This window comes from Methylobacterium sp. FW102-HT35C08, from assembly GCF_058790235.1.
The window spans coordinates 625,256-651,126 of record NZ_JBYTCL010000002.1 but is presented as its reverse complement, the minus strand read 5'-3'; the positions used below and the strand labels follow the sequence as shown (position 1 = coordinate 651,126).

Below are 25,871 nucleotides of genomic sequence, written 5' to 3'. Positions count from 1 at the left end.
TCCGGCGGACGCGGGCCTCGCCCGGCGCATCGCGATCCGGAGCAGGAGACCTCGACGGATGAACCCAGCCGACGCGATGCAGGCCGCGCCTGTCGCCGACATGACGCTGCTCGGTCTGTTCCTGCAGGCCCACTTCGTCGTGAAGATCGTGATGGTCGGGCTGCTTAGCGCCTCGATCTGGTGCTGGTCGATCATCGTCGACAAGACCCTGCTGTTCCGCCGGACCAAGGCCGAGATGGACGCGTTCGAGGACGCGTTCTGGTCCGGCCGCTCCCTGGAGGAGCTGTTCCGCTCGTTCAACGACCGGCCGGCCACGGGGCTCGCCGCGGTGTTCGTCGCCGCGATGCGGGAGTGGAAGCGCTCGTTCGAAGGCTCGGGCCGTCAGATCCAGTCCCTGTCGCAGCGCATCGAGAAGCAGCTCGACGTCACCATTCACCGCGAGGTCGAGCGTCTGGAATCGCGCCTTCTGTTCCTCGCGTCGATCGGCTCGGCCGGCCCGTATATCGGCCTGTTCGGCACGGTCTGGGGCATCATGACCGCGTTCACCTCGATCGCCGCCTCGAAGAACACCTCGCTGGCGGTCGTCGCCCCCGGCATCGCCGAGGCTTTGTTCGCCACCGCCATCGGCCTGTTCGCGGCGATCCCGGCGGTGCTTGCCTACAACAAGCTCCAGGCCGAGGTGACCAAGGCGCAGTCGCGCCTGGAGGGCTTCGCCGACGAGTTCTCCGCCATCCTCTCCCGCCAGATCGACGAGCGGCTGCCGCTCGCCGCCTGAACCGGCAGATCCAGAGGAGACCGATCCATGGGCATGGCAGCGGGCGCATCGCAGGGCGGAAAGCGCCGCCGGCGCCGGGGCCGCCGCGGCGGTCCGATCAACGAGATCAACATGACGCCGTTCATCGACGTCGTGCTGGTGCTCCTGATCATCTTCATGGTCGCGGCGCCGATGATGACCGTGGGCGTGCCGCTCGACCTGCCGCAGTCGAAGGCCTCGCCGCTCAATTCCGACGTGAAGCCGATCACCCTGTCGATCCGGCAGACCGGGCAGGTCTTCCTCGGCGAGGACGAGCTCACCGACGAGGCGATCGTCCCCAAGCTCAACGAGACCGCCAAGACCGGGACCGAGGAGCGCGTGTTCGTGCGCGGCGACAAGCGGGTCGATTACGGCCGCGTCGCGCAGGTGATGGCGATCGTGACCGGCGGCGGCTTCAAGAAGGTCGCCCTCGTGACCGAGCCTGAGCATCAGTAGGGCGTTTGCCGTGGAGTTCAGCTTCGACCGCAAGGAACCGGGTGTCTGGATCTCCGCCGGCACCCATGTCGCGCTCCTGGCGCTGGCGCTGTTCAGCGTCGCCGCTCCGGCCCTGCCGGAGGCCCAGGAGGGCGTGCCCGTCGAGGTGATCACCGAGAACCAGTTCTCCGAGATCACCAAGGGCGAGCGGCAGGCCGACAAGCCGATGCCGAACGCCACCTCGCGCGCCGATCGCAAGGCGGAGAAATTCGAGGATCGCGAGCCCGAGAATTCCAAGACCGACGCGCCCACCGCCCCAACCCGCACGGCCGAGATGAAGCTCGCCAACGCGGAGGAGATGCCGCTGCGCGCCGAGCCGGACCCGCAGGAGGTGGCTCAAGCCGCCAAGGCGGCTCAGGAGAAGCGCGACGCTGAGAAGGCGGCTGAGAAGGCTGCCGAGAAAGCCGCCAAAGCTGCGGCCGAGAAGGCGGCTGCCGAAAAGGCTGCGGCCGCCAAGGCGGAGGCGAAAGCGAAGGCTGAGGCTGTCGCGAAGGCCGAGGCTGAGAAGCGCGAGCAGCTGGAGAAGCTGATCGAGAAGCAGGAAGCCGAAGCCGAACTGGCTGCTCAGAAGGCCGCGGCCGCCAAGGCCGAGGCGGCCAAGGAAGCCGCCAAGAAGGCGGCCGACGCCAAGGCGAAGGCCGAGGCGGAAGCCGAGCGCCAGAAGGAGATCGCCGAGGCGAAGGCCGAAGCCGAGCGCGAGAAGGCGGAAGCCGCCGCGAAGGCCAAGGCGGAGACCGCCAAGGCCGAAGCGGCTGCGAAGGCGGAAGCCGCCGCGAAGGCGAAGGCCAAGGCGATGGCGGACGCGAAGGCCAAGGCCGACGCGGAGGCTAAGGCGCGCAAGCAGGCCGAGCTCGCCAACAAGTTCAACGCGGGCGACATCCGCTCGATGCTCGCCTCGAAGGCGCCGTCGCAATCGACTGGCGCCACCGGGCAGGCGGTGCAGAAGGTGGCGGCCCTGGGCGCGGCGACCGGCAATGCCCAGCGCCTGTCGCCGTCGCTGCGCGACGCCCTGGTCGGCCTGCTCCAGCAGCAGATCGAGCGCTGCTACTCGGCGCCCCCCGGCGCGGCCCAGGGCGTGGTCCTGCCGGTGCTCGACATCCGCCTGAACCCGAACGGCTCGCTCAGCACCGAGCCGCGGATCATGCGCGGTGGGGCGAGTGCGGTGGATCAGTCGATCGCGCAGGCCGCGCTCCGGGCGGTTCGCCGCTGTGCGCCGTACAACATTCCGGCCACCTATGCGCCGTACTACAATGACTGGAAGGCCATCAACGCGGAGTTCGAGTTCACGGCGACCTGAGGTCTTCCAGCCGATGTCCCGCCGTCCCCGCGTCCCCGTCTGATCGTCACTCGGATCCGACCCACCATGCTGAACACCCCCTCCGTCGGGCGCCGCCCGACGTCCTATGCCGCGCGCCTGATCGCGCTCCTCGTGATGCTGACGGGCTTCCTGGCGGGGCCGGCGCAGGCGCAGCTGCAGCTGCGCATCGGCGGCGGCAACTTCCAGCCGATGCCGATCGCCATCGCGGATTTCGGCGGCGATCCGAGCCTCGGCGGGCTCGTTTCCGGCGTAGTCACCAACGACCTCCGCCGCTCCGGCTACTTCACGCCCCTCGACCATGCCCGCTTCCCGGAGCAGCCGAACTTCGACGCGGCGCCCAATTTCGAGAAGTGGCGCGCCACCGGCATCCAGGGGCTCGTCACTGGCCGCGTCGTCCGCGACGGCGGCCGGGTCAAGGTCGAGTTCCGGCTCTGGGACGTCACCTCCGGCCAGCAGATGACCGGCCAGCAATACGGCACCGACTCCGCCAACGCCCGGCGCGCTGGCCACCTGATCTCCGACGCGGTCTACACCAAGATCACCGGTCTCGGCCCGTGGTTCGACAGCCGTATCGCCTTCGTCGACGAGACCGGCCCGAAGGAGAACCGCCGCAAGCGCCTGATGGTCATGGATCAGGACGGCGCCAACGTTCGGGCCATCACCAGCGGCGAGATGTCGATCGTGGCGCCGCGCTACTCGCCGGCCACGCAGGACATCGCCTTCATGGCCCAGGCCACCGGCCACCAGCCGCGGGTTCAGGTGATCAACCTGGAGACCGGCTCACGGCAGGCGTTGGGCAACGTCGATTCGATGAGCGCGAGCCCGCGCTTCTCGCCGGACGGACGCAAAATCGTCATGAGCGTACAGCAGGGCGGCAACGCCGACATCGTGACGATGGACATCGCCTCGAAGGCCCAGCACTCCATCACCAACGGCATGGCGATCGATACCTCGCCGACCTACTCGCCGGATGGCGCGCAGATCGCTTTCGAGTCCGATCGCGGCGGCTCGCAGCAGGTCTACGTCATGGGCGCGGACGGCTCGAACCCGCACCGGATCACCTTCGGCGGCGGTTCGGCCTCGCAGCCGGCCTGGTCGCCGCGCGGCGACCTGATCGCCTACACGCGCCAGCGCAACGGCGGCTTCGCCATCTGCGTGTCGAAGCCCGACGGCTCCGGCGAGCGCGTCCTCACCGAAGGCTTCCACAACGAGGGTCCGACCTTCGCGCCGAACGGCCAGTACGTGCTGTTCTTCCGCGATCCCGGCGGCCAGGGCGGCGGCAAGCTGTTCATGGTCGACATCACCGGGAAGGTGGAGCAGCCGGTGCCGACGCCCGCCTACGCTTCCGACCCGACTTGGTCGCCCCTCCTGGCCGGCCGCTAAGCGGAGGACGGTTCAGACCGTCGTCACGCGCAAAGGCGATGTGATCTTAGGCGGCGCGCGGTCGGAAACTGCGGCGCCGCCTAAATAGCTTCGCCGCGCTCGCAAGGACGGCGTCGGATCTTCCCGGCCGCGCGACCGGTTCCGTCACCCCTGCACCATCAGGCGGTCGCGCGCCTTCAGGGCCGGGAACAGCCGCCCCCAGAGCAGCGCCACGCCGATCGTCGCGGCGCCTCCGATCACCACCGCAGGAACTGCCCCGACGGCCGCGGCCAAAAGTCCGGACTCGAACTCGCCGAGTTCGTTCGAAGCCCCGATGAAGACCGTGTTCACTGCCGAGACCCGGCCGCGCATCGCGTCCGGCGTCTCGCCCTGCACGAAAGTCTGGCGCACGTAGACCGAGATCATGTCGGCCGCGCCTGTGACGAACAGGCAGACCATCGACAGCGGCAGCGAGGTCGAGAGGCCGAACACCACGATCGCCGCGCCGAACACCGCCGCGGCCCGGAGCATCCGCACCCCCGCGTGGCGGCGCAGCGGGTAGTTCGCCAGCAGCACGGCCATGGCGACCGCACCGAAGGCCGGCATGCTCCGCAGTGCGCCGAGGCCGAGGGGGCCGACATGCAGCACCTCTCCGGCATAGATCGGCAGGAGCGCCGTGGCGCCACCGAGGAGGACGGTGAACAGGTCGAGGCTGATCGCGCCGAGCACCACCGGCTGCGAGCGGATGTAGTCGATGCCGGCCGAGAGCGCCGCCCAGGTGATCGGCGGCCGCTCGCTCATCGCAGCCGGCCGAAAGCGGATCAGCAGCGTCAGCAGGCTTGCCAGGGCGAAGCTGCCCCCTGCCCCGCCGAACACCACGGCGGGCCCGAGGGCGTAGAGGAAGCCGCCCAGAGCCGGTCCCATCACGGACGCGCTCTGCCACAAGGAGGCATTCCACGCGATGGCCGAGCTGAATTGCGGTCCGGGGACCAGGGTCGGCAGCAGCGCCTGGAGGGCCGGGTTCGCGAAGGCCCGCGCGGTGCCGACGAGGATCACCAGGGCGTAGATCGGCCAGACCGACTGATACCCGGCCAGGGCGTAGGCGAGGAGGCCGAGGCTCGCCGCGCTCTGGAGCGCGAAGGCTGCGGCTCCGACGAGGCGCCGGTCGTAGGCGTCCGCCACGTGGCCGGTGATCAGCGCGCAGAGCACCGCCGGCAGGAAGCCTGCCAGGCCGACGAAACCGAGCGCCAGGGCGGAATGGGTCAGGTCGTAGACGAACCAGCCGATCGCCACCGCCTGCATCTGATAGGCGAGGCCCGTGAGGAAGCGGGCCGCACCGAACAGGCGGAAGTCGCCGATGCCGAAGACGGCCCAGCCGGAGCGATCATGTGCGGACATGTCCCCCTGCTGCGCGGGACCGGCACAAGAATCAAGCCTGACGGTGGGGACGTCCCGGGCCGCTCTCGAAATTCGGGCTGCCGCGCCGCGCGCATCCGGCCGGGCCGATCGGGATCGGCACGCTCAGTGCAGCGCCATCCCGGGCTTGCGCGGTGTGGTCACCGGGGGTGGCACCGGTGGTCGCGGCTCCGGGCGTGGTTCGCGCGCGGGGCGTCCCGAGAGGCTGATCGGGAAGGTGCAGGTCACGTGCGTCCCGTTTCCGGGTGCCGTCTCCAGGTGGACCCGCCCGCCATGCAGCTCGACGAAGGACCGCACGATCGAGAGGCCGAGGCCGACGCCGCGATGGCGCGTGCCCAGGGTGTGGCTCTCGAATCGGTTGAAGACGGAATCGGCGATCTCGGCCGGCATGCCGCGCCCGTAATCGCGCACGCTCAGGACCAGATCCTGCGCGTCCTTGCGGGCATGGACCTCCACGCGTTGGCCGGCATCCGAGAAGCCCACGGCGTTCGACAGCAGATTGAACAGGATCTGGCGGACCCGCTTCCCGTCCGCGTGGACGCTGCCGATATCCTCCGGCACGTCGAGGGCGAGGGTGATGTGCGATTCGGCGAGCCGGTCCTCGATGCCGCGGACCGCGGCCTCGACCGTAGCCTGGACGTCGACCTCCTCCCGCTGCAGCTCCAGCGAGCCGGCGTCGATCGAGGCGAGGTCGAGGATGTCGTTGATGATGACCAGCAGCGCCGCCGAGGAGCGCATGATGTGGTCGGCATATTCCCGCTGCCGCTCGTTCAGCGCGCCGACCGTCTCGTCGCCGAGGAGCTGGGTGAATCCGATGATGTTGGTGAGCGGGGAGCGCAGCTCGTAGGAGACGTGGTGCACGAAGGTGTCGCGCAGCTGCGCGGCCTTCTCCAGGGCGTCGTTCTTCTCGGTGAGCGCCCGCTCGACGTTCACGCTCGCGGTCACGTCGATCAGCGTCAAGAGGGTCGCGCCCTCGGGTAGCGGCTGTGCGGCGCAGTCGAGGACGGTGCCGTCCACAACCTCCAGGCGGCAGGATCGCGCGGTCCGCGATTCCAGCCCGACGACGGTGTCGCGGATGTCGAGCCAGGGCTCCTCGGCCGGCGCCAGCGACCGGCACGCCTGGATGACGGTGTCGACATGCGGGCGCTCCTCCACGATGGCGGGGTCGAGCCGCCACACGGTGCAGAAGGCGCGGTTGGCGAGGGTCAGGCGGCCGTCGGCCCCGAAGACCGCGACGGGCTCGGCGAGCGTGTCGAGCGTCTCGGCCTGCAGGCGGCGCAGGGCGTTGTAGCGGGACTCGGCGTTCAAGTGATCGGAGACGTCGTCGAACAGGTAGGTCAGCCCACCCTGCGGATTCGGATCGGCGACCACGCGCAGCGTCCGGCCGTCGGGCAGGTACCACCAGGTCTGGTTCGCCTCCGCGGCCCGGTAGGCGGCGAGCACACCCTGCTTCCAGCCGCGGAAATCCGCGTGCTCCTCGAGCTTCCGCTCCGCCCGCAGGTGATCGAGGATCTCGCCGTCGGAGGGGCGGCTGTCGAGGAAGGCCTGATCGAGGTCCCAGAGCTGCCGGTAGGCGGCATTGTGGAAGATCAGCCGCTGCGACACGTCGAACATCGCCACCGCGGTCGGCAGCTGGTCGAGGGTCCGGACATTGGCGTTCATCTGCCGCTGCAGGTCGACGCGGACGCTCTCCAGTTCCGAGACGTCGATGGCGATGCCGACCCGACCGGTATCGAGGCTCGTCTCGAAGACGTCGAGGACGCGGCGGCTTCCGGCGACGATGGCCGACAGACGCGGCACGCTTCGGGTCAGGCCGGCGGAGCGGGCGGCCTCCTCGCGGGCGATCGTCTCCCGGGCCGGCCGGTCGAGCAACTCGGTACCGGCATCGAGGGCCGCCTCGCGGCTCTCCGCCTCGACAGCGGCCACGTAGGCGGCGTTGACCCAGCTCAGGCTGCCCTCGCGGTTGCGCCGCCAGACCGGTTGCGGAATCGCGTCGAGGAGCCCCGACAGCGCCGACAGCCCGCGGCGGGTCTCGTCCAGGGTCGCGCGCAGGTCGGCGATCTCGCAGCGCTCCTGGCTGGTCTCGCGCAAGCGCAGCAGCGCCCGGCCGGCCACCGCCTGCCCGTGCGCCTCGATGTTCCGGCCGGTCTGCGTCCGGAGGCTCAGCGCGAAGCTCGTGCCCCGGGCCCGCAGGGTCTCCACGGCGGCTTCGACCGCGTCCGCGTCGGCGGCGATGAGCCAAGTGCCGAAGGCCAGGACCCGGCGCGCGTAGCCCGAGGTCGGCCGCTCGCCGTGGATCGCCAGGCTGATGTCGCCCTCCACCACCGGCTCGCTGCGTCGGTCCCAAGTGACGATGATCTGCCGCTCGGCGTTGAGCAGCATCTCGGCGCGGTCGTGAGCGCCGCGCAGGACGTCGAGGGCTGCGGCCAGCTCGCGCTCGCGCCGCGTCCAGCGGCTGCGCTCATAGAGGTGGAGAAGCGAGAGGATCACCGCGAAGACGACGAGCCCACCGAAGACCGCGAGAGCGGCCACGCTGTGGATCTCGCGCGCCGGATGCGCCGCGGTCGCCTCGGGCAGTTCAGCGAGCGCCGCGCTCGCCGTGGTCAGGACAAGCGCGCCCACGCAGATCCGAACGTGTGTCGCACGACCGACACCCATGGCTTGCCCTGCCCCCAACCCATCGATGGCGGTCCGAGCGGCGCGCGTCATCGCGCGGCGCAGAACGCACCGTCCCCGCGGCAATCCCTCCGGACCGCCGCGGTCCCATCGATCAAAGATTCGCCGGTACTCTACAGTGGGGCGGAATCACCCCGGAAGGGGAACGAAGCGTGCCTTCTGGCAAGATGCGCATAATCAGCCGTTAACGACACACAGAAGACACAGTTCGATCTCGCATACAGAGGTTGACAAACGGCGAGGCCCGACGCAGCGCGCCGGGCCTCGAAGTGTAGTCGATTCCGACGGCCGAGACCGTCTGTCGAGATTCAGACATGCAACCGGTGGTTCGACGCAGGATTGCGCCGAACCCGGGCCGCAGCGTCCTCAGTAACGGTAGTGCTCGGGCTTGAACGGGCCGGACTCGGACACGCCGATATAGGCGGCCTGATCGGGGCGGAGCTTCGACAGCTTCACGCCGATCTTCTCCAGGTGCAGAGCCGCGACCTTCTCGTCGAGGGTCTTGGGCAGGGTGTAGACCTGCTTCTGGTACTTGCCCGGGTTGGTCCAAAGCTCGATCTGGGCCAGCGTCTGGTTGGTGAACGAGGCCGACATCACGAAGGACGGGTGACCGGTCGCGTTGCCGAGGTTCACCAACCGCCCCTCCGACAGGAGGATGATGCGGTGGCCGTCGGCGAAGGTGATCTCGTCCACCTGCGGCTTGATGTTCGACCACTTGAGATTCTTGAGGCCGGCGACCTGAATCTCGTTATCGAAGTGGCCGATGTTGCAGACGATCGCCCGGTCCTTCATCGCCCGCATGTGGTCGATGGTGATGATGTCCTTGTTGCCGGTGGCGGTGACGAAGATGTCGGCGCGCGGGGCGGCATCCTCCATGGTCACGACCTCGTAGCCCTCCATGGCGGCCTGGAGCGCGCAGATCGGGTCGATCTCCGACACGAGCACGCGGCAGCCGGCGTTGCGCAGGGACGCGGCCGAGCCCTTGCCGACGTCGCCGAAGCCCGCGACCATGGCGACCTTGCCGGCCATCATCACATCGGTGCCGCGGCGGATGCCGTCGACCAGAGATTCCTTGCAGCCGTAGAGGTTGTCGAACTTCGACTTGGTGACCGAGTCGTTCACGTTGATCGCCGGGAAGAGCAGCTTGCCCTCCTTGGCCAGCACGTAGAGGCGGTGGACGCCCGTGGTGGTCTCCTCGGAGACGCCCTTGATGCTGTCGGCGAGGCCTGCGAACCAGCCCTTCGGCTTCTCGGCGAGCTTCTTCTTGAGCAGCGCGAAGAAGATCTCTTCCTCCTCGCTCTCCGGCTTGTCGAGGAAGGCGGTGTCGCCGTTCTCGGCGCGCAGGCCGAGATGGACGAACATGGTCGCGTCGCCGCCGTCGTCGAGGATCATGTTCGGCATGCCGCCGTCATGCCAGTCGAACAGGCGCGAGGTGTAATCCCAGTACTCCTCCAGGGTCTCGCCCTTCACGGCGAAGACCGGAATGCCGGCGGCCGCGATGGCGGCGGCGGCGTGGTCCTGGGTCGAGTAGATGTTGCAGGAGACCCAGCGGATGTCGGCGCCGAGCGCCTTCAGGGTCTCAATCAGCACGGCGGTCTGGATCGTCATGTGGAGCGAGCCGGCGATCTTCGCGCCCTTCAGGGGCTGCGCGGCGCCGTACTCCTCGCGGACCGCCATCAGGCCCGGCATCTCCGTCTCGGCGATCGAGATCTCCTTGCGGCCGTAATCGGCCAGCCCGATGTCCTTGACGATGTAATCCTTGGCCATGAGTCGATGGCTCCGTGTTCGCGTTGCGGTTCGGGCGAAGCCCCTACCACTTCGCGGGATACGAAGCAATCAAGACATAAAGATGTCTTTATGCGTTCCGCCCGGCGGGGCAGCCGCACGACCGGCTGCCCCGCCTTCGGCGCCACCGCGCAGGGCGGCTCAGCGGGTCGGCCGCGCCAGCCAGCCGAGGCCGAAGGCCATGGCGGCCACGAGCGCCAGCGTCGTGCCGCGGTTCTGGTCCGCGCGCCGCGCGAGGGTCCGGCCGTGGCGGACGGCTTGGTCGCGGTACTGTTGTCCGCGCTCGATGGCCTCGTCGGCGAGGGCATGGCTCCGCTCGCTGACCTGACGGAACCGGGTGCGTCCCTCCTCCACGAGGTGCTCGCCGCCGTGGCGCAGGTCGCTTACCGCGTCGCGCGCTTCCCCGTAGGCGTATTGCGCCGCTCCGGTCGCCTGATCGTAGGCGCCGTCGAACTGGTCGCCGGCCCGACCGCGAACCGCTCCCGCCGTGGTCTTGGCTCGGCCCCGCAGATGGCGAAGGCCGCCTTCGAAATGATCTCTGTTCATCCTCGTCCCTCCGATCCGGCGCACGCCGCGTGGGCGCGTCGCCTGCGTCGGGGCGCAACGAGGCCCGGCGGCCACGGTTCCGCGCCGTCCCGCATTGCCCGCTCAAGTTTCCGTGCATCGGCAGGCAAGGAACGGCGCCACGTACCGCCTGCCGCGCCGCGCCGATCCATGTCACGTCCTGTGCAGGCGACCGCTACCGCAAACCTTTCAGGGCGGGTTGCCGACCGTTGTCCCGTTTGGACTTGGCGACATCACACGACGGAAGCGGCGGAGACTTGCGCGCGCGTCGGGCGGCCGCCCCGACGCCTAGATCTCGATCTCGGTCCCGACCTCCACGACCTGCCGGGTCGGCACGCCGAAGAAGGCGCCGGTGCGCTCGGCGTTGCGCTGCATGAAGGCGAACAGGTTTTCCCGCCAGGGCGCCATGCCGCGTTTGTCCTTGCGCGGGATGATCGTCTCGTGGCCGACGAAGATGGTCATGTCGTCGAGGACGTGCGGCGGCAGGTGCCGGGACTCCACCGCGCAGGCCAGACCCTCCGGGATCGAAGCCTCCTCCATGAAGCCGTAGCGCAGGATGACCCGGTAGAAGTCCGGCGCCAGGATCGTCACGTGAGCACGCCGATCCTTCGGGACGGTGGGCGTCTCTTCGTAGAGCGCGGTGATGATCAGGATGCGCTCCATCAAGGCGTGGTTGCGCTCCACGAACCGCGAGAGGTGCAGCGGAATGCCGTGCTCCGCCGCCGAGAGGAAGGCTGCGGTGCCCGGCAGGCGCAGCAGATCGCGGTGCTGAAGTCCGGCGAGGAACACATCCTCCGGCAGCCTCAGGGCGACCCGCGCCTTCTCGACGAGCTCGTTGCCCTTCTTCCACGTCAGCATCATCAGGGACACGACGCCCGCGAGAATGAGGGGAAACCAGCCGCCCTCCAGGATCTTCACGCTGTTGGCGGCGAAGAACACCGCGTCGATCGCGAGGAAGAAGCCGTTCACCGCGACCACCAGAAGTGGGCTGTAGCCCCAGCGCAGGGCGATCAGCGCGGCCAGCAGCGTGGTGATCGCCATGAGCATCGAGACCGCGATCCCGTAGGCGCCGGCCAGCGCGTCGGACGAGCCGAACATCACCACCGCCACGAAGGTCGCGGCCGCCAGGAGCCAGTTCACCATCGGGACGTAGATCTGTCCGCGCTCCTCCCGGGCCGTCTGCACGATGCGCATCGCCGGGAGGAAGCCGAGCTGGACCGATTGCTGGGTCAGCGAGAATACGCCCGAGATGATCGCCTGAGACGCGATGATCGTCGCCATCGTGGCCAGTGCGATGAGCGGCAGGTGGCCCCAATCCGGGCACAGCCGGAAGAACGGGTTCTCGATCGCGTCGGGGGTGCCGATCAGCAGCGCGCCCTGGCCGAAATAGTTGAGCATCAGCGCGGGCAGGACCAGCGCGAACCAGGAGAGGCGGATCGGCATCGCGCCGAAATGCCCGAGATCGGCATACATCGCCTCGCCGCCGGTCACCGCCAGGAAGGCCGCGCCGAGCATGGCGAAGCTGACGTGCACGCCGGCGTGCAGCATGAAGTCGAGCGCGTGAAACGGGTTGGCGGCCGCGAGCACCTCGGGATGGCGGACGATGCCGACGGTTCCGAGCAGCGCCAGCACGACGAACCAGACCAGCATGACGGGCCCGAACACCCGGCCGATGGCGGCCACGCCCTTGTGCTGGACCAGGAACAGCCCGACCAGGATCACCAGCGTGATCGGCACCACGAACGGCCCGAGCGCGGGCGCGTCGACCTTCAGGCCCTCGATCGCCGACAGCACCGAGATCGCCGGCGTGATCGCCCCGTCACCGTAGAGCAAAGCCGCGCCCACGAGCCCGACCACCAGAAGCAGCGCCTTCCAGGTCCCCGGCCGCGCCTGCCGCGCGCCCAGCAGCGCCAGCATGGCGACGATGCCGCCCTCGCCGCGGTTGTCGGCGCGCAGGATCAGCACCGCGTATTTCAGCGACACGATCAGGATCAGCGACCACAGGATCAGCGACACCGCACCCGTGGCCGCCGCCGGCACCGAGGCGCCGCCGGCCGTCGCCGCCTTCACCGCCTCCTTGAACGCGTAGAGCGGGCTCGTGCCGATGTCGCCGTAGACCACACCCAGCGCGCCCAGGATGAGGGCGGGCCGCAATTGGCCGCGCGTCGGCGCGTCGCCGTCCGAAGCAGCCTGGGACCCGGAATGCGCCGCGGGGGCAAGGGACTGACTCAACGCAGGACTCCGGCAAGGCGCCCCTCGGGTCCGGGATGCGGCGCCTCCGTCGAAGAAGTAGCGGCTGCGGCCAAGCCGTCCAGCGCCGCGGCGGTCACGATCCTTGGCGCTTCAGATCAGGTCGGCGAGGCTGTCGGGACAGGGCTCACCGCGTCTCAGGCAGAAGACCGGCGCGCCGGCATGGCGGGCGATCGCGCCCGCCACCGTGCTGGCCGGTGCCGGCGCCCCCTCGCTCTCGCTGACCGCCACGGCGAGCAGGGGAATCGCGTGCAGGCGCAGGGTTTCGCAGGCGGTGAGCGCGTGACTGATCGCCCCGAGATAGCTGCCGGAAACCAGAAGGGCCGGAACGCCGAGCGCCCGCAGCCAATCGAGACCCGTGGCTGTCTCGGTCACCGGGCTCATGAGGCCGCCGACGCCCTCGATCAGGAGCGTGCCCTCGCGTGTGCCGGCGATCTGCGCGCGGCACCAGCCGACGAGGTCGGCGAGGTCGAGGGACCGCCCCTCCAGCGCCGCCGCCTGATCGGGCGAGAGCGGCGCCGAGAACCGCCAGGGTGAGCACGCCGCAACGGCCGCCTCGTCGAGGGCAAGATCCTGGGCGTCGAGCAGTCGGGCGGTGTCGCTCTCGGCGAAGCCGGGATCGCCGAGCGGCGGGACTCCGCTCGCGAGCGGCTTCAGGGTCCGGACCGGCCGGCCCAGCGCCCGAAGGCGCCGGGTCAGGGCCGCGGTGACGTAGGTCTTGCCGATCTCCGTCCCGGCCCCCGCGATGAAGACCGCCCGCGCGGGCATGCCGGCCTCAAGCCTGCAGGCTGCCGTGGCAGTGCTTGTACTTCTTGCCCGAGCCGCAGGGGCACGGCTCGTTGCGGCCGACGCGGCCCCAGGTGGCGGCGTCGGTGGGATCGCGCTCCAGCACCGCCCCGTCCGCGGCCAGGCCCTGCGCGGCGAAGCCGTAGGCCGGACCACCGCCGCCGTCGCTGCCCGAGCCCTGACCGGCGTAGTCCATCTCGTTCTCGCCGGTCACCGGATCGAGATGCTGGGCGAACATCGACGGCAGCGCCGGGCCGCCGGCCGGGTATTCCGCCTGCGGCTCCTGCATCATGATCTCGACCCGCGAGAGCTGCGCGGTGACCTGCTCGCGCAGGGCGGTCACGAGCCCGTTGAACAGGTCGAACGCCTCGGACTTGTACTCGTTCAGCGGGTCGCGCTGGGCGAAGCCGCGCCAGCCGATCACCTGCCGCAGGTGATCCAGGGTCACGAGGTGCTCGCGCCACAGGTGGTCCAGGGTCTGGAGCAGGACCTGCTTCTCGATATAGGCCGTGACCTCGGCGCCGTTCTTCTCGGTCCGCTCGGCATAGGCCGACTCGGCGGCCTTGAGCAGGCGCTCGCGCATCTCCTCATCGGCGATGCCCTCCTCCTTGGCCCAGTCCTCGACCGGCACGTCGAGGTTGAGGATGTCCTTCACCTGCTCGCGCAGGCCGGCGGTATCCCACTGCTCGGCGTAGGCGTTCTCGGGGATGTGGCGGGCGACGAGATCGTCGATCACGCCCTCGCGCATCTCGTCCACGGTGTCGCGGACGCTGTCCTGGCCCATGAAGTCACGGCGCTGCTCGAACACGACCTTGCGCTGGTCGTTCATGACGTTGTCGTACTTGAGCACGTTCTTGCGCATGTCGAAGTTGCGCGCCTCGACCTTCTGCTGCGCCTTCTCGATCGCCTTGTTGATCCAGGGGTGGATGATCGCCTCGCCCTGCTCCAGGCCGAGCTTCTGCAGCATCCCGTCCATCCGGTCGGAGCCGAAGATCCGCATCAGGTCGTCCTGAAGCGACAGGTAGAACTTCGAGCGGCCGGGATCGCCCTGACGGCCGGAGCGGCCGCGCAGCTGGTTGTCGATGCGCCGCGACTCGTGGCGCTCTGTGCCGATGATGTAGAGGCCGCCGGGCAGCGCCTTCTTGCGGCCCGCTTCCGGATCGGCCGGCTCGCCGGAGGCCAGCACCTTGGCGCGGTTCTCGGCGATCTCCTGCTTGATCGCCGCGATGGCGGCGTCGCGCTCCGGCCCGTCCGCGAGGTGGCCGAGCTCCTTCTCGATCCGCATCTCGAGGTTGCCGCCGAGTTTGATGTCGGTGCCGCGGCCGGCCATGTTGGTGGCGATGGTGATCGCGCCGGGGACGCCCGCCTCGGCCACGATGTAGGCCTCCTGCTCGTGGAAGCGGGCGTTCAGCACGGCGAAGCGCTTGGTCACCCGGCCCTCGCGGGCAGCGGCGTAGACGTCGGTCAGCGCGTTCGGGTCGGAATAGTCGAGCAGGCTGTAGCCGGCCTTCTTGAGCATCTCGGCGAGGTGCTCCGACTTCTCGATCGAGCCGGTGCCGACCAGGATCGGCTGATGGCGCGCATGCGCCTTGTCGATCTCGGCGATGATGCCCTCATACTTCTCCCCGACGGTCCGGTAGACCTCGTCGTCCTCGTCGACGCGCTCGACCTCCTTGTTGGTCGGGATGTCGACCACGTCGAGCTTGTAGATCTCGGCGAACTCGTCGGCCTCGGTGGAGGCCGTGCCGGTCATGCCGGCGAGCTTCTTGTAGAGGCGGAAGTAGTTCTGGAAGGTGATCGACGCGAGCGTCTGGTTCTCGGGCTGGATCGTGACCCGCTCCTTGGCCTCAAGCGCTTGATGGAGCCCCTCCGAGTAGCGCCGGCCCTGCATCATGCGGCCGGTGAACTCGTCGATGATCACCACCTCGTCGTTCTTGACGATGTAGTCCTTGTCCCGGGTGAACAGCGTGTTGGCCCGCAGGGCCTGGTTCACGTGGTGGACCAGGGTGACGTTGTGGGCGTCGTAGAGGTCGCCCTCCTTCAGGAGGCCGGCCTCGCGCATCGCCTCCTCGATGAACTCGTTGCCCTCCTCGGTCAGTGAGACCGTGCGCTGCTTCTCGTCGAGGTCGTAGAACTCCTTGCGCAGGCGCGGCATCAGCGCGTCGACCGACACGTAGAGTTCCGACCGGTCATCCACCGGGCCGGAGATGATCAGCGGCGTGCGCGCCTCGTCGATCAGGATCGAGTCGACCTCGTCGACGATCGCGAAATTATGCCCCCGCTGCGCCAGCTGAGACATCTCGTACTTCATGTTGTCGCGCAGGTAGTCGAACCCGTACTCGTTGTTGGTGCCGTAGGTGATGTCGCAGGCGTAAGCGTCCTTGCGCTGCGCGTCGTCGAGCCCGTGGACGATCGTGCCGACGGAGAGGCCGAGGAACCGGTAGACCTGGCCCATCCACTCGGCGTCGCGGGAGGCGAGGTAGTCGTTGACGGTGACGACATGGACGCCCTTGCCCTCGAGCGCGTTCAGGTAGACCGGCAGCGTCGCCACCAGGGTCTTGCCCTCGCCGGTCTTCATCTCGGCGATGCCACCCTCGTGCAGCACCATGCCGCCGATCAGCTGCACGTCGAAGTGGCGCTGGCCGAAGACCCGCTTGGCGGCCTCGCGCACTGTGGCGAAGGCCGGCACCAGGATGTCGTCGAGGCTCTTGCCGGCGGCGAGCTCGGCCTTCAGCATGTCGGTGCGGGCGCGCAGGGCCTCGTCCGACAGGGCCTGGATCTCCGGTTCCAGCGCGTTGATCTGCGCCACGCGGGGGCGGTAGCCCTTGACGCGCCGGTCGTTGGAGGAGCCGAAAATCTTCTTGGCGATCGAGCCGAGCATCGTTGACCTGCGGACGCGCGAGCCCGCCCACGGGTGAGCGTGGCGGGCCGGCCTGGACGGAGTTGGCCGGGCTTATAGAGGTAAACATCGCCCGGTGCACCTGAAAGGGGCAGCCCTCAACGCGGGTCGGTACGGTCACGGTTCCGGGATGCACGGAACGGCAGCGCTTGCCTTCTCGCGCGACGCGGGCCACCTGTGCCGCGGCCTGTCGCCCGGCCCGATCGGGGCGGCACGAGACGTCAGTCGGAGACTTCGCCCGCATGCCGAACACCGCCCTCCTCCGGCGCGCCAGCGCGCTCGCCGTCATGCTCGCGATGCCGGGATTCGCGCTGGCGCAGACGCCGCAGAAGGTCCCGGCACCGGCCTCGACGCCCGCGGCGAACACGCCCGCCGCCGCGCCCGGGCCGGACTCGGTCGCGGCGACCGTCAACGGCAAGCCGATCACGCAGGGCGATCTCGCCATCGCGGCCGAGGACCCGGCCCTGTCGCTGCCGGGCGTCGACGACGCGCAGAAGAAGAACCTGCTCGTCGACTACATGGTCGACCTGCGGGTCGGCGCGCAGGCGGCCGAGGCCGCCAAGATCGGCGACACGCCGGAGTTCAAGCGCAAGCTCGCCTATTTCCGCGACAAGCTCCTGCTCGACGACTACCTGGAGCAGGAGGCCAAGCGCGCGGTCACGCCCGAGGCGGAGCACGCGATCTACGACCAGACCGTCAAGCTGATGAAGCCCGAGGAGGAGGTGCATGCCCGCCACATCCTCGTGGACAACGAGGCCGAGGCGAAGAAGATCGCGGCCCGCATCAAGGGCGGCGAGGATTTCGCCAAGGTCGCGGCCGAGGCGTCGAAGGATCCGGGCTCGAAGACCGAGGGCGGTGATCTCGGCTGGTTCACCAAGGAGCGGATGGTCCCGGACTTCGCCAACGCGGCCTTCGCGATGAAGGCCGGCCAGGTCTCCGACCCGATCAAGACGCAGTTCGGCTGGCACGTGATCAAGGTCGAGGAGAAGCGGACCAAGCCGCAGCCCAACTTCGACGAGCTCAAGGAGCAGATCGATCAGCACCTGATCCGCAAGGCTCAGCAGGACATGATCCTGAAGCTGCGCGCAGAGGCGAAGATCGAGCGCATGGACGCGCCGCCGGCCCCGGCCGAATCCGCGCCGGAGCCCAAGAAGCCCTGATCCGAGCGCGGTTGACGGTCGGGCCGGACAGTCCGGTCAGGATGGGAAAAGGCGTGTGGCATGATCCACTGTGCCACGCAGGATGTGCAGGATGACGACGTTATCGGTCTCAACCCTGTAGAAGATCAGGTAGTCGCCCTGCACACGCCGTCGAACGCCGCGGTCCTTGTAGCGGGGGACCAGCGGAAAGCGTTCGGGGAAATCAGCCAGCGCCAAGCAGGCCTCGCGCAGTTCCCGCACGAAACTGAGTGCGCGCTTCGGATTGTCCTGCGCGATGTAGTCGCCGAGCGCTTCCAGATCGTGTTCCGCCGCGTCCGTGAAACGGACGATCATTCTGTCCCGGCGCCGAGCGAACGATACTTGCTCTCCAGCCGGTCGAAGACCTCTTCGGCCGACTTGGTCTGCCCGGCCTGAGCCTGAGCGAGGGCGATCGTGATCGATCGATCCAGAGCGGCGAGGCTCGCTTCCCGGTCGCGGATCAAGCGGACACCTTCCCGCAGCACCTCGCTCTCCGAAGTGTATCGGCCGGTCTCGACCAGCCGCATCACGAAGGCCTCAAGCTGATCCCCGAGCTCGGCACGAATCATCGCGTCCTCCTGATGGGCGGATCCGTCCAAGATAACCGAAGCCCATCGCATCCGACCATTGGAAAGCGCAGCTTTGTGCCGCGCTTCTCGGCCGACATCACGGGTCCGGAGACTCGGTCGAGCCCGTCAATACGGCCGATCGGGGACCAGATAGCTCGACCGTTCCGGCGCGGCCTGCGGCGTCACCCCAAGCGCGGCGAGCTCGTCGCCGCGGCGCCCTTCGGCAATCCTGTCGAGCACCGCGATCAGCAGCCACGGGCACGCGATGCCGATGAAGAACGCCATGTTATCCTCCCGCGCCGGATCGACTGACCCGTCCGGCTTAGGAAAATAATAGGGGGGCTTGGCCGGCCCGCAAGCGGCGTTCTCGCGCGATCGTCAGACCCAGCCCTGAAGCTCGCGGCGCACCACGTGCTCGATGACCTTCATGCCGAGGTCGCTGTCGTTCAGGCACGGGATGTAGGCGAACTTCTCGCCGCCATTCTCCTCGAAATAGTGGCGGTTCTCGCCGTCGAGCTCCTCCAGCGTCTCCAGGCAATCCGCCGTGAAGCCCGGGGCGACGATCGCCATGCGCTTCACGCCGGATTTCGCCAGCTCCATCACCGTCTCGTCGGTGTAGGGCTTCAGCCATTCCTCGTTGCCGAAGCGCGACTGGAAGGTCACCCGCATCTTGTCCGGCGACAGGCCGAGCTTCTCCCGGATCAGCCGGCCGGTCTTGTGGCACTGGCAATGGTAGGGATCGCCCTTGAGCAGGTAGCTCCGCGGCACCCCGTGGAACGAGGTGAGGATCACCTCCGGCTCGAAATCGAGCTTCGCCAGACCCTCGCGGATCGAATCGGCCATCGCGGCGATGTAGACCGGATCGTCGTGATAGGGCGGCGACACCCGCACCGTCGGCTGCCAGCGCATGTCCATCAGGGCGCGGAACGCCTGATCGCAGGCGGTCGCCGAGGTGGCGGCGGCGTATTGCGGATAGAGCGGCACCAGCAGGATGCGGTCGCAGCCCTGATCGAGCAGGGCCTGGATTCGACCGGCGACCTCGGGCTTGCCGTAGCGCATCGCCCAATCGACCACCACGGAATCGCCCATGGCGGCCTGTAGGCGCTCGCTCTGGCCGCGGGTGATGGTCTTGAGCGGGCCCTCGTTCAGGACGTTGTTCCAGACGCTGGCATAGTCGCGCCCCTTCGGCTTGGGACGCTTCGTCAGGATGACGAGGTTGAGCAGCGGCCACCAGATCAGCCGCGGCACCTCGATCACCCGCCGGTCCGACAGGAACTCCTTGAGGTACCGGCGCATGGGCCAGTAGGTCGTGCCCTCCGGCGTGCCGAGATTCATCAGCAGGACGCCGACACGGCCCCAGGCCACCTTCGGGTGGTCGGCCGGCAGGCCGTCCGCCGCGGGCTTGAGAGTCGTCAGGGGCCGGCCATTCGCCAGCGCGGCGGGTTCGACGCGTTCGTTCATGGCATCGTTCCGGCGCCGCGCGCCGTGTCCTTCCTCTGGCTTCGGATATCCGGGGGCCGGCGCGTGCGCTTGGGCCTGGACCGGAGGCTTGCCCCTGTCGGGTGCGCTCCATGTAGGGTGCGATGCCGCCCGGCGAAGACCGGACGCGACATGCCGCACCGTGAGGCGCCGCGCGCTCGACCCCTGTCCCTAACCCTTTGTCGCCGCCAGCCGCAACCGCCACCCCGGTGGCGGAGAGCGGCCGCCGCCGATCCCGGCCGCACCGTCCACCGCGAGACCCTATGACCGACACGCCCGTAGCCGACGCCCTCGCCGCCTTCCGCGCCTCCGGCTCGCCCTGGCTGGCGCTGCCGTTCTTCGCAGGGGGGCAGGCCGACGCCGTGGCGGCGCGCGTCGATGCCCGCATCGCCGCGGGTGCCCGCGTGCTGCCGGCGCCAGACCGGATCTTCCGCGCCCTGACCGAGACGCCGCTGCCGGCGGTGCGCGCGGTGATTCTCGGGCAGGATCCCTACCCGACTCCCGGCGACGCCAACGGCCTCGCCTTCTCGTTCGTGGGCTCGGGCCGCCTGCCCGCCTCGCTGAAGGTGATCCTGGCGGAGGCCGGCTCGGACCGTTCCGCGGGCGGCGACCTGACGCCCTGGGCGCGGCAGGGCGTCCTTCTCCTCAACAGCGCGCTCACCGTCGAGGCCGGCAAGGCCGGGGCGCATCTCCGCTACGGCTGGGCGGCGCTGACCGACGAGGCGGTCGCCGCAATCTCGGCGCGTCCCGAGCCCTCGGTCTTCCTGCTCTGGGGCGCCCAGGCCCGCGCCCGGGCGGCGCTGATCGATCCGCGCCGCCACGGCGTTTTCGAGAGCGGTCATCCCTCGCCGCTCAACCGCGCCCGGGATTTTCCCGGCTCGGACCCGTTCGGGCGGGCCAACCGCTGGCTTTCCGAGCACGGCGGCTCTCCGATCGACTGGCGCCTCGGCTGAGTGCCGCCGACGCTCACTGGGGCTTTGCGGTCTCCGCCGGCTTGGCCGCCGGAGCGCTCGAATCCTGGCCGGCCGGCAGCAGCACGTTCTTGGCGACGGTGCCCTCGGGGCCGTACTCGCCGGCCACCGCAATGCAGGCCTGATCGCGGTTCTGCACCATCTGGTTCGACATCAGCGTGAACATGGTCTGCACGCGGTTGCCGAACGGACCCCGCGGCTGGACATCAGCGATCTGCACGTTCTGCTTCGCCAGCAGCGCCTCGAACTGGTCGCTGCCGATCCGGTAGCCGCAGACATTCGAGGCGGCGAAGATGTAGGCGGCGAATTCCAGAGCGCGCGGGCCCGGCGCGTTGCGGATCTGCGCCTGAGCCGGGACGGCGGCGAGAATCAGGGCAGCGGGAAGGGCGATGTGGCGCATGCGGAGTTGTTTCCTCGAAGACGGGCGAACTCTGGCGGGTCGCCTCGGGCGGGCGGGACATAGGACCATGCCGGCCATTCGCCAATGCGACCGAATTTGCCTGCAAACGACGGCCCGATTTTCATGACCTGTTGGCCATAGGTGCAGTCCAGGGCCGTGGAGCGGCCGAAAATGCACCCGTGTTCCGGCTGGGCCGCGCCGTGAGAGAGAGTGTTAACCTGCCCGCGTCACGCCAGACGTCACGATCTATCCAGATCCAGGCGGTCTGCATCGCATGTACGGCGTCAACTCCTCTGCCGCATCACTTCCGGTCCCGGCCCCCAAGGACCCGGCTCGCCTCTTCCGGACCGGCACGGCCGGGCCTGGTGCCGCCGACCGGCGCGGCGCCGGGGCCGCAGCCCCGGTCTGCCCGCACCGGGTCGCACGCTGGGCCATCGGCGAGGGCCTCCGCGCCGGCGACACCGTCGCGCTTCTGGTGCAGGATCTCGGGCAGGCGGAGGCCATGCGCCTCGGTCTCACCCGCCTCGGCCTTCGCGTCAACTGCCTGGACGGGAGCCGTCTCGGCGACGCGCCGACCGACAGCCTGTCGTTGTCGGGCGCTGCCCTGGTGATCGTCGATACGGCGCTCGCGCAGGCCTATGCCGGATTGATGGGTCAGCTGTCCGCCTATCCCCCGGTCTGGTGGAACGGGCCGGGCGCCGATTTCGCGAGCCTCGATCTGGCGCTGGCCGAGCTGGCGTAGGGCGCGAGGCGAGTTCCGTTCCGCGCCGTCAGCGCGGGCCGGCGTGCCCCAGCCAGCTGTCCAGCGCCTCGTAACGCGTGGGGTCGTCCGGGCAGAGGCCGGTGCCCCATTCCGCCGCCATCGACACGGCATTGGCGAGGACGACGCCGAGGAACAGCAGCAGGCACGCCGCATCGAATCGGCCGGCCCCGCCGTTGTCCGCCCGGAGCTCTGCCCGGAGGACCCCGTCGCCGAGGAGCAGCACGCCCACGCCGACGATCAGGACGACGAAGGCGATGAGCGCCAGCGTGTAGAAATGCAGCCCGAGCAGGGTCGAGCCGAAGCCGCCGGTGCCGGGGACGACGTGCAGGGCGACCTGCCGCTCCGCCACGAAGGCGCCCGCGACGGCGCTGAGGATCGCGATCCCGTCATGCGACGGCCGCGGACCGAAGCGCAGGCGGGCGCGAAGCCGACGAACGGCAGCACCATCTTGGCTCAGATCCCCGATCGCAGCCGCTACGTGCGATCTCCCGCGTGGATCGGCCTGATAAGCTTGCCAGACCAGCGGTTTCACCTTCCTTGAGGCAGTCCGTCCAGTCCGGCGGCATCGCTGGGGCTCGGCCCGCGTGCTAATCCTCGGGCCACAGGATCGGCCGCACACGCCACGGCGGCCGGCATCGGGAGACGCGCTCATGACCGCAGCCCTGTCCACGGTCCCGCCCGCCTCGGCCAGCTCGGACGAACCGATCCTGCTGCGCGAGGACGCCGACGGGATCGCGACGCTGACCCTGAACCGGCCCCAGGCCCGCAACGCCCTGTCGATGGCCCTGATGGGTGCGCTCCAGGACCAGCTCGACGCGATCCGTGCGGATCCCGGGATTCGCGTCGTGGTCCTCCAGGGGGCCGGTCCCGCCTTCTGCGCCGGCCACGATCTCAAGGAGATGCGCGCCGATCCGTCGCGGGAGGCGACCGAGGCGGTGTTCCGCACCTGCGCCCGGCTGATGCTGAGCCTCACGCGCCTGCCGCAGCCGGTGATCGCCCGGGTCCACGGCATCGCGACCGCCGCCGGCTGCCAGCTCGTGGCGACCTGCGACCTCGCCGTCTGTGCCGAGGAGACCCGCTTCGCGACGCCCGGCGTGCAGATCGGCCTGTTCTGCTCGACCCCGATGGTGGCCCTCTCGCGGGCCGTGTCGCGCAAGGCCGCCCTGGAGATGCTTCTCGTCGGCGAGCCGATCGACGCTGCCGAGGCGCTGCGGATCGGCCTCGTCAACCGCGTCGTGCCGCAGGCGGATCTCGACGCGGCGGTCGGCGCCCTCGCGACCCGGATCGCCGGCAAGGCGCGGCGCGTCCTGGCGATCGGCAAGGAGGCGTTCGGCCGCCAGATCGAGATGGGCCTGGAGGAGGCCTACGGCTACACCGCCGAAATCATGACCCGGAACATGATGATGGCCGACGCCCACGAGGGCATCGACGCCTTCCTGGGCAAGCGGCCGCCGCGCTGGGAGCCGTAGGTTCCCCGCGGCCTGACGCGATACGACGCAGGCCGGTTCGCGTAGGTTATGGCGCCGTCCTGCCCTAGGATTGACCATACGCCCGGTCCTGCCGGGTTCGGCGCCCCAATGCGGAACGGCTGATGAGCACCATCGACCTGTTCGGTCTGACGCTCGCTTTCTACGGCGCGATGCCGCCCCCTCGGCCGCAGCGCCCCGATCGGAACGGCGCCACCTGGGCGGCCGCCCTGGTGTTCGGCGGCATCTGCTTCGCCACGATAGGGCCGATGATCACCATCTGGAGCTTCCACCGGCCCTACGCCGAGGCGAAGGCACGCTGCATCGAATCCGGCGGCCGCGTGCTGTACGCGGCCCTCGACGGGAGCGGGCCCTATCGCTGCGAGCGGCCGGTGGTCGGGCCCGTCGCGTCACCCATTGCCTCCCCGGCCAAGCCGGCCGATTAATCCGCGCCGCCGCGCATCTTTCGGGTATATCCGGCGCCACTTCACGCGAACCGGATGCCGAGACCTTGGACAACGCGCTCACTCGATGGGTCCAGTCGACCGCCCTGCTGCGGTCGGACGTGGAGGCGCTCATCGGCTTCGCGCTCGCGATCGGCGTGACCCTGCACGCCCTGCTGCGCAAGCGGCGGGTGAGCGTGGCGGTCGGATGGATCGGGCTCGCCTGGCTGTCGCCGATCTTCGGCACCGCCCTGTACCTGACCTTCGGCATCAATCGCGTCTCGCGCCGCGCCCGGCGGCTCCGGACCAAGCCCTCCGACGCGACGAAACTGCCCGACACCGACGACGAGGTGGTACCCGAGACGCTCTGGCCTCTGGACCGCGCGATCCGGCGGATCACCGGCCTCCCGGCCTTCGCGGGCAATGCCGTCCAGATGTTCCGCAACGGCGACGCGGCCTATCCCGTCATGCTGGCCGCCATCCGGGAGGCGCGGGCGAGCATCGCCCTGTCGAGCTACATCTTCCGGGACGACCCGACCGGCCGCGAGTTCTGCGACGCGCTGGTGGAGGCCAAGGCGCGCGGCGTGAGCGTCCGGGTCATCATCGACGGGATCGGCGGCGGCTATTTCCGGGCGCCCGCCTACCACCGCCTGACCGCCGCCGGGGTGCCGGCGGCCCTGTTCATGCACTCCGCCCTGCCCTGGCGGATGCCGTTCCTCAACCTGCGCTCGCACAAGAAGCTGCTGATCGTCGACGGGCGCGTCGCCTTCACAGGCGGCCTCAACATCTCGCAGCCGAACCGCGTCGCCCTGAAGCCCGAGCACCCGATCCGCGACACCCATTTCCGGCTGACCGGCCCCGTCGTCGAGCAGCTCGCCGTCGCCTTCGCGGCCGACTGGGCCTTCGTGGCCGGCGAGAATCTCGATGCCGAGCCCTGGTTCGCCGATCTGGAGCCGGCCGGCTCCAGCGTCGCCCGCGCGGTCACGTCGGGCCCGGACGCCGACGTGGAGAAGATCGAGCAGGTCATCCTCCAGGCGCTGGCCTGCGCCCGCAAGACGGTCCGGTTCGTGACGCCGTACTTCCTGCCCGACGAGCTGGTGACCGGCGCCCTGGCGCAGGCCGCGACCCGCGGGATCACCGTCGACGTCATCATCCCGCGGGTCAGCGACCACCCGTTCATCGACTGGGCGACCCGGGCCCATCTCGACCCGCTGCTCCGGGCCGGCGTGCGGGTCTGGCTCGACGAGCCGCCGTTCGATCACTCGAAGGCGATGGTGGTCGACGACATCTGGTGCTTCGTCGGCAGCGCCAACTGGGACATGCGCAGCTTCCGGCTCAACTTCGAGCTGAACGTCGAGATCATCGACGCGGAGCTGGCCGCCGAGCTCGACCGGTTCATGCGCGGCAAGATGGAGGCGCGTCTCAGCCGGGAGGACCTCGCCGCCCGCGTCCTGCCGATCCGTCTGCGCGACGCAGGCGTGCGACTGCTGCTGCCATACCTTTGAAGCGGCCGGGCGCGTGCGCCTCCGGCGCCGGCCCGAGATGGACGACGATTGGCCGGTGATCGGACGGTCCGCGGGGCAGCACGTCGTGCGCGTGGCAGATGAGGCCGCGGGCGAGGCACCGGTCGAGCCGCAGCGGCAGAACGTCCACCATCGCGTGGGTCGGCCGGCGGGGACCGACGTCGCGGAAGCCCGGGATCAGCGCCGGACCGACGATGTTGTAGTCGCCGAGCACGGCGGCGCGCGGTGGCAACTCGGTGACGATGCGGCGGAGCTGGCGGCGGTTCAGCATCTGCCCGTGCGACAGATGGACATTGGCCACGCCGAACTCGCCGAGGTCGAGGATCTGGCAGACCCGGTGCACCAGGGCGCCGGAGGGCAGCGTGATCACCCGCGGCGGCGCCGGCCAGGGTTCGGGGCTCCACATGGCGAGCCCGTGGATCCGCCCCGGAAGAGGTGCCCAGGCATAGTGGCCTCCGATCCGGTCCAGCAGGAAGCCGATGGCGCGGGTCGCCTCCTGCATCAGCAGCAGATCCGGCTTCTCCTGGGCGATCAGGGCCGCCACGTCATCGACAGCGGCGCCGGTGCGGCGCAGGAGGTTCCAGCTCACGATCTTGAACGGCGCGTGCCCGCGGGCCGCCGGCCGGAGCGGCAGATCGGGAGCCGCGGTCAGGCCGGGCCGGGCCGGGGGGCGTGCAGCGATGTTCATGGGGCCGGACTTGCCTCTCATCACGCGGCTCTCCCGCCACCGCCACG

Annotated in this window: 24 protein-coding genes; 10 read left to right on the top strand and 14 right to left on the bottom strand. The window is 69.6% G+C overall.

All coding sequences use genetic code 11. The features are described from left to right. Positions 1–58: 58 nt before the first annotated feature. From tolQ to tolB, 4 genes are all read left to right on the top strand, one after another. A complete protein-coding gene (gene tolQ, locus AC3WSN_RS03220; RefSeq protein WP_192708643.1) occupies positions 59–775 on the top strand; it encodes a protein TolQ in 717 nt (238 codons plus the stop codon). A 27-nt stretch (positions 776–802) separates the two neighbouring features. Then, entirely contained in the window at positions 803–1,249 is a 447-nt protein-coding gene (locus AC3WSN_RS03215) for an ExbD/TolR family protein (protein ID WP_492536270.1), read from the top strand. Positions 1,250–1,259: 10 nt separating this feature from the next. Continuing rightward, positions 1,260–2,585, top strand: a complete 1,326-nt coding sequence (gene tolA, locus AC3WSN_RS03210) for a cell envelope integrity protein TolA (protein ID WP_492536268.1) — start codon at positions 1,260–1,262, stop codon at positions 2,583–2,585. Positions 2,586–2,651: 66 nt separating this feature from the next. Further along, positions 2,652–3,989 (top strand): Tol-Pal system beta propeller repeat protein TolB, encoded by a 1,338-nt coding sequence (gene tolB, locus AC3WSN_RS03205; RefSeq protein WP_192708640.1) that lies wholly within the window; start codon positions 2,652–2,654, stop codon positions 3,987–3,989. Positions 3,990–4,133: 144 nt separating this feature from the next. Here the strand turns inward: tolB and AC3WSN_RS03200 are convergent, their stop codons facing one another. The 7 genes from AC3WSN_RS03200 to secA form a co-directional block, all read right to left on the bottom strand. Beyond that, entirely contained in the window at positions 4,134–5,366 is a 1,233-nt protein-coding gene (locus AC3WSN_RS03200; RefSeq protein WP_492536266.1) for an MFS transporter, read from the bottom strand. A gap of 123 nt (positions 5,367–5,489) precedes the next feature. After that, positions 5,490–8,042, bottom strand: coding sequence for a sensor histidine kinase (locus tag AC3WSN_RS03195; protein ID WP_492536264.1), 2,553 nt, complete (start codon positions 8,040–8,042; stop codon positions 5,490–5,492). Between the two features lie 384 nt (positions 8,043–8,426). After that, positions 8,427–9,827, bottom strand: coding sequence for an adenosylhomocysteinase (ahcY, locus tag AC3WSN_RS03190; protein ID WP_007566841.1), 1,401 nt, complete (start codon positions 9,825–9,827; stop codon positions 8,427–8,429). Between the two features lie 159 nt (positions 9,828–9,986). Then, positions 9,987–10,391, bottom strand: a complete 405-nt coding sequence (locus AC3WSN_RS03185; protein ID WP_492536262.1) for a CsbD family protein — start codon at positions 10,389–10,391, stop codon at positions 9,987–9,989. A 306-nt stretch (positions 10,392–10,697) separates the two neighbouring features. Continuing rightward, positions 10,698–12,641 carry a potassium transporter Kup gene (locus tag AC3WSN_RS03180; protein ID WP_492536260.1) on the bottom strand — a complete coding sequence of 648 codons (1,944 nt, stop codon included), beginning with the start codon at positions 12,639–12,641 and terminating at the stop codon, positions 10,698–10,700. 111 nt (positions 12,642–12,752) lie between these two features. Next, positions 12,753–13,427 (bottom strand): dethiobiotin synthase, encoded by a 675-nt coding sequence (bioD, locus tag AC3WSN_RS03175; protein WP_492536259.1) that lies wholly within the window; start codon positions 13,425–13,427, stop codon positions 12,753–12,755. Between the two features lie 7 nt (positions 13,428–13,434). Beyond that, a complete protein-coding gene (gene secA, locus AC3WSN_RS03170) occupies positions 13,435–16,326 on the bottom strand; it encodes a preprotein translocase subunit SecA (protein ID WP_492536258.1) in 2,892 nt (963 codons plus the stop codon). Positions 16,327–16,586: 260 nt separating this feature from the next. Between secA and AC3WSN_RS03165 the strand changes: the two genes are divergently transcribed. Beyond that, on the top strand, positions 16,587–17,504 hold the full coding sequence (locus AC3WSN_RS03165) for a peptidylprolyl isomerase (RefSeq protein WP_492536257.1): 918 nt from the start codon (positions 16,587–16,589) through the stop codon (positions 17,502–17,504). A 36-nt stretch (positions 17,505–17,540) separates the two neighbouring features. Here the strand turns inward: AC3WSN_RS03165 and AC3WSN_RS03160 are convergent, their stop codons facing one another. From AC3WSN_RS03160 to hemH, 4 genes are all read right to left on the bottom strand, one after another. After that, on the bottom strand, positions 17,541–17,837 hold the full coding sequence (locus AC3WSN_RS03160; RefSeq protein WP_492536256.1) for a type II toxin-antitoxin system RelE/ParE family toxin: 297 nt from the start codon (positions 17,835–17,837) through the stop codon (positions 17,541–17,543). Further along, complete coding sequence (locus tag AC3WSN_RS03155) at positions 17,834–18,091, bottom strand: type II toxin-antitoxin system ParD family antitoxin (protein ID WP_192708631.1); 258 nt, start codon at positions 18,089–18,091, stop codon at positions 17,834–17,836. The genes AC3WSN_RS03160 and AC3WSN_RS03155 overlap by 4 nt, the downstream gene beginning before the upstream one ends. A gap of 126 nt (positions 18,092–18,217) precedes the next feature. Continuing rightward, positions 18,218–18,376, bottom strand: coding sequence for a hypothetical protein (locus AC3WSN_RS03150; RefSeq protein ID WP_192708630.1), 159 nt, complete (start codon positions 18,374–18,376; stop codon positions 18,218–18,220). Positions 18,377–18,469: 93 nt separating this feature from the next. Beyond that, positions 18,470–19,552 (bottom strand): ferrochelatase, encoded by a 1,083-nt coding sequence (hemH, locus tag AC3WSN_RS03145; RefSeq protein WP_192708629.1) that lies wholly within the window; start codon positions 19,550–19,552, stop codon positions 18,470–18,472. Between the two features lie 281 nt (positions 19,553–19,833). On the opposite strand from hemH, the gene AC3WSN_RS03140 reads away from it, so the two are divergent. Then, positions 19,834–20,523: a uracil-DNA glycosylase gene (locus tag AC3WSN_RS03140; RefSeq protein WP_192708628.1), complete on the top strand. Its 690-nt coding sequence runs from the start codon at positions 19,834–19,836 to the stop codon at positions 20,521–20,523. A 13-nt stretch (positions 20,524–20,536) separates the two neighbouring features. On the opposite strand, the gene AC3WSN_RS03135 is transcribed toward AC3WSN_RS03140, so the two are convergent. Next, positions 20,537–20,941, bottom strand: coding sequence for a hypothetical protein (locus AC3WSN_RS03135; RefSeq protein WP_192708627.1), 405 nt, complete (start codon positions 20,939–20,941; stop codon positions 20,537–20,539). Positions 20,942–21,215: 274 nt separating this feature from the next. On the opposite strand from AC3WSN_RS03135, the gene AC3WSN_RS03130 reads away from it, so the two are divergent. Further along, complete coding sequence (locus AC3WSN_RS03130; protein ID WP_492536252.1) at positions 21,216–21,683, top strand: AMP-dependent synthetase; 468 nt, start codon at positions 21,216–21,218, stop codon at positions 21,681–21,683. Between the two features lie 28 nt (positions 21,684–21,711). Here the strand turns inward: AC3WSN_RS03130 and AC3WSN_RS03125 are convergent, their stop codons facing one another. Beyond that, positions 21,712–22,053: a hypothetical protein gene (locus AC3WSN_RS03125; RefSeq protein ID WP_492536251.1), complete on the bottom strand. Its 342-nt coding sequence runs from the start codon at positions 22,051–22,053 to the stop codon at positions 21,712–21,714. Positions 22,054–22,354: 301 nt separating this feature from the next. On the opposite strand from AC3WSN_RS03125, the gene AC3WSN_RS03120 reads away from it, so the two are divergent. The 3 genes from AC3WSN_RS03120 (at position 22,355) to AC3WSN_RS03110 (ending at position 25,118) form a co-directional block, all read left to right on the top strand. Then, positions 22,355–23,173 (top strand): enoyl-CoA hydratase, encoded by an 819-nt coding sequence (locus AC3WSN_RS03120; RefSeq protein ID WP_492536250.1) that lies wholly within the window; start codon positions 22,355–22,357, stop codon positions 23,171–23,173. Positions 23,174–23,295: 122 nt separating this feature from the next. Continuing rightward, positions 23,296–23,616 (top strand): hypothetical protein, encoded by a 321-nt coding sequence (locus AC3WSN_RS03115; RefSeq protein WP_492536248.1) that lies wholly within the window; start codon positions 23,296–23,298, stop codon positions 23,614–23,616. 65 nt (positions 23,617–23,681) lie between these two features. Further along, complete coding sequence (locus AC3WSN_RS03110) at positions 23,682–25,118, top strand: phospholipase D-like domain-containing protein (protein WP_492536246.1); 1,437 nt, start codon at positions 23,682–23,684, stop codon at positions 25,116–25,118. Here the strand turns inward: AC3WSN_RS03110 and AC3WSN_RS03105 are convergent. After that, a complete protein-coding gene (locus tag AC3WSN_RS03105; protein ID WP_238196592.1) occupies positions 25,036–25,824 on the bottom strand; it encodes an endonuclease/exonuclease/phosphatase family protein in 789 nt (262 codons plus the stop codon). The genes AC3WSN_RS03110 and AC3WSN_RS03105 overlap by 83 nt on opposite strands. Positions 25,825–25,871 lie beyond the last annotated feature (47 nt).